The organism is Paraconexibacter sp. (assembly GCF_041602235.1).
GTDB lineage: Bacteria > Actinomycetota > Thermoleophilia > Solirubrobacterales > Solirubrobacteraceae > Paraconexibacter.
Genome location: NZ_JBFIGP010000339.1, coordinates 1 through 3,701, shown reverse-complemented (window position 1 = coordinate 3,701; position 3,701 = coordinate 1). Strand labels below are relative to the sequence as shown.

Sequence of the window (3,701 nt, the reverse complement as noted above, 5' to 3'; positions counted from 1 at the left end):
TCGACGCCGAGCCCGGCGCGGTTGGTGAAGCCCTCGACAGGGGGCAGCGTCCCGTCGCCCTCCTCGCGGGCCGCGTTCGCGATCGCCCTCGCCACCGGGTGCTCGGAGGCGTCCTCGAGCGCGCCGACGATCCGCACCGCGGTCGCCCGGTCGGTCGACTCGGCGACGACGACGTCCACCAGCTCCATCCGGCCGGTGGTGACCGTGCCGGTCTTGTCGAGGACGATGGTGTCCACGCGGCGCGTGGACTCGAGGATCTCCGGGCCCTTGATGAGCAGGCCGAGCTGGGCGCCGCGACCGGTGCCGACGAGCAACGCCGTGGGAGTGGCGAGACCCAGCGCGCACGGGCACGCGATGATCAGCACCGCGACCGCGGCGGTGAAGGCGAACGCGGAGCCCTCACCCGCCCCGAGCCAGAACCCGAGCGTGGCGGCGGCCACGACGAGCACGATCGGCACGAACACGCCGGAGATGCGGTCCGCGAGACGCTGCACGGGCGCCTTGCCCGTCTGCGCGTCGGTGACGAGGCGGGCGATCTGGGCCAGGGCGGTGTCGGAGCCGACCCGGGTAGCACGGACGACGAGCCGTCCGCCGACGTTCACCGCGGCGCCCACGACATCGTCGCCGGGAGCCTTCTCGACCGGGACGGACTCGCCGGTCAGCAGCGATTCGTCGATGGCCGACGCGCCTTCCTCGACGACGCCGTCGGTCGCGACCTTCTCGCCCGGCCGGACGACGAAGCGCTGGCCGACCTCGAGCTGCTCGATCGGGATGCGCGTCTCGCTCCCGTCCTCGCCGAGCACCGCGACGTCCTTGGCCCCGAGGTGCAGGAGCGCCTCGAGGGCCGCGCCCGCCCGGCGCTTGGCGCGGGCCTCGAAGTAGCGGCCCGCGAGGATGAACGTGATGACGATCGACGCCACCTCGAAGTACACGTGGTCGAGGCTCGTCGAGCGGTCGGGGACCAGGTCGAACGCCATGGTCATGCCGGTCATCCCGGCGTCCCCTGCGTAGAGCGAGACGACCGACCAGATGTAGGCGGCCAGCGTGCCGACGCTGATCAGCGTGTCCATCGTCGCGGTCGCGTGGCGGGCGTTCGCCCAGGCGGCGCGGTGGAACGGCCAGGCAGCCCAGAACACGACCGGGGTCGCCAGGTTCCAGGCCAGCCACTGCCAGTCGTCGAACTGCAGCGCCGGGATCATGGACAGCAGGAACACCGGCACGGAGAGGATCGCCGAGACGATCAGCCGGCGGCGCAGCGCGGCCGTCGGGTCCTCGGGCTCCTCACCCGCGCCGTCGGTCGGCGCGCCGGTGGACGGCACCGCCGCCTCGTAGCCCGCGGCCCGGACCGCGGCGACGAGGTCGTCGGGGCTGACGGTCGCGTCGTCGAAGGTCACCGCGGCCTTCTCGGTGGCGTAGTTGACGGTCGCCTCGACGCCGTCGAGCTTGTTGAGCTTGCGCTCGATGCGGTTGGCGCACGAGGCGCAGGTCATCCCGGTGATGGGCAGGTCGAGCGTGCTCACGACGGCACCTCCTCGGTGAAGGCGGCGGTGTGGACCCGGCCGTCGAGCTGGAACTGCACGAACAGCCGGTAGGTGCCGGCGGAGGGCAGGTCGGTCTCGAAGGCGAGCTCGTCACCGTCGGGGTGGGTGTGCAGGTAGGCCAGGTCGCCGGCTCGCAGCGCGACGAGGTGGCCGCGCGCGCCCAGGTACGGCTGCAGGCGCGCGGTGACGTCGGTCCCGTCCTGTAGGACGGTGAAGGCGACGCGGTCCCCGGTGCGCTCGAGCCGGACGGTGGCGCCGCGGTCCGAGCGCGCGGTCGGCGCCGGGGCCGGGACCGCGCGCGGCGTGAACGATCCGGGCACCTGGAGGTCGGCCCCGAGGGTCTCCTGCGTCCCGTCGACGGTGAAGTCGGCGAAGACGCGCCAGGTGCCGCCGCTCGACAGGTCGGCGACGGTGCGCCAGGACCCGTCGGCGGCCTGGGTGGGGTGCAGGTGCTGGAACCCGGTGAGGTCGCGGCGGACCAGGATCATGTGCATGCGCTTGGTGTGCGCCACATCGAAGTCCCGCACGACGGCGCCGCGTTCGTCGACGATCGCGAACGCGATGGATCGGTCGCGGCCGGCGGCGCTCTCGGTCGTGTCCAGCACGAGGCGCCGGCCGTCGGCGGTGACCGAGGCGAGGCCCGGGAGGCTCGCGTCGGGCGTGCCCTGGTGACCGCCGTCGGGCGCGGCGTGGCCGTCGTCCGCAACGGCGTGGTCGTCGTCACCGGTCGCGTCGTCCGAGGAAGCGTGCTCCTCGCTCATCGGGGCTGCGCCCGGGGTCGCGTGGGCGGTGCTCTCGGTGTCGGTCTGCGGATCCACGACGCCGCCGAGCGCGGCTGCCGCGCCGAACGCGATGACCATCAACGCTCCGAAGAGCGCGAGGCGGACCGGAACGCTCATGAGACGACCTCGTACCCGGCTTCGTCGACCGCGGCACGCACCGCCGCGTCCTGCACGTCGTCGCCCGTGACGTCGACCCGGCCGCTGGCGAGGTCGACCGTGACGCCGCTGACCCCGGCGACCTCGGAGACCTCCTCGATCACGGAGGCCTTGCAGTGCTCGCAGGTCATCCCCTTGACGGTGTAAGTGGTCGTGGTGCTCATGGTGATCTCCAATGGTAGGGGTGTATACGGGGAGGGGGTATCACTATACACACCCTGAGGGGGTATGCAAGAATGGGTCGCATGGCTGCCACGGAACCGCGCGGGTACACCGCCACGAAGGACCAGCTGCAGAAGCGCCTGCGCCGCATCGAAGGTCAGGTCCGCGGCATCCAGGGCATGGTCGAGGACGACCGCTACTGCATCGACGTGATCACCCAGATCGGTGCGGTCCAGGCCGCGCTGGACAAGGTCGCCCTCGGCCTGCTCGACGAGCACGCACGTCACTGCGTGATCGGCGGCCCCGAGGACAAGCAGGTCGACCGCACCGACGAGCTCATGGGTGCCGTCGCGCGGCTCATGCGCCGCGGCTGAGCAGCCCGGGCCCGCCGGGGACGGTGGGCCCGCCGATCGCGGCGGCGCCACGACGTCCCCCGTGGGGCCCCGTCGCACTCCCGCGGCGGCGCGGCGCCGGCGTCGGCGGGGTACGGTTCGCGCGTGACGTCCGTCTCGCCGACCACCGCCCCCGAGGGGCTCGAGGCGCGCGGGCTCACCGTGACGGCGGGCGGGCAGACGATCCTGCGATCGGCGTCGATCTCGGTGCCGGTCGGGCGCATGATCGGGCTGATCGGCGCCAGCGGCTCCGGGAAGTCGACCCTGCTGCGCACGCTCGCCGGGGTGGTGGAGCCTGCCGCCGGGTCGGTCGAGCTCGGAGGGCACTCCGTCCGCCTGCGCTCCACCGACGTCGGCTACGTGCCCTTCGGCACGCTGCTGCACCCGGAGCTCACGGTGCGCGAGGCGCTGCGGTACGCGGCGGAGCTGCGCCTCCCGCCGGGCACCAGCGCATCCGAACTGGACGACCGCGTCGACGAGGTGCTCGGTCAGCTGCAGATGGAGGACCGCGCCGACATCAGGATCGCGTCGCTCTCCGACGGTCAGCGCCGCCGGGCGTCCTGTGGCGCCGAGCTCGTCGGACGGCCCCCGGTGCTCCTGCTCGACGAGCCCGCCACCGGGCTCGACGCGGTCCTGGAGGCGCGCATGAGGCGCCTGCTGCGCCGGCT

At 73.2% G+C, this 3,701-nt stretch carries 5 protein-coding genes; 2 read left to right on the top strand and 3 right to left on the bottom strand.

Annotated elements, in window-relative coordinates; translation table 11 throughout:
* From ABYE80_RS18410 to ABYE80_RS18400, 3 genes are all read right to left on the bottom strand, one after another.
* A partial coding sequence (locus tag ABYE80_RS18410; protein WP_372791759.1) for a heavy metal translocating P-type ATPase occupies window positions 1–1,490 on the bottom strand: 1,490 nt, incomplete at its 3' end.
* A 26-nt stretch (window positions 1,491–1,516) separates the two neighbouring features.
* Complete coding sequence (locus ABYE80_RS18405) at window positions 1,517–2,440, bottom strand: hypothetical protein (protein ID WP_372791758.1); 924 nt, start codon at window positions 2,438–2,440, stop codon at window positions 1,517–1,519.
* Entirely contained in the window at window positions 2,437–2,643 is a 207-nt protein-coding gene (locus ABYE80_RS18400) for a heavy-metal-associated domain-containing protein (RefSeq protein ID WP_372791757.1), read from the bottom strand. The genes ABYE80_RS18405 and ABYE80_RS18400 overlap by 4 nt, the downstream gene beginning before the upstream one ends.
* Before the next feature lie 72 nt (window positions 2,644–2,715).
* On the opposite strand from ABYE80_RS18400, the gene ABYE80_RS18395 reads away from it, so the two are divergent.
* Together ABYE80_RS18395 and ABYE80_RS18390 are read left to right on the top strand one after the other, a co-directional pair.
* Window positions 2,716–3,015, top strand: coding sequence for a metal-sensitive transcriptional regulator (locus tag ABYE80_RS18395; RefSeq protein ID WP_372791756.1), 300 nt, complete (start codon window positions 2,716–2,718; stop codon window positions 3,013–3,015).
* Between the two features lie 123 nt (window positions 3,016–3,138).
* A partial coding sequence (locus ABYE80_RS18390; protein WP_372791755.1) for an ATP-binding cassette domain-containing protein occupies window positions 3,139–3,701 on the top strand: 563 nt, incomplete at its 3' end.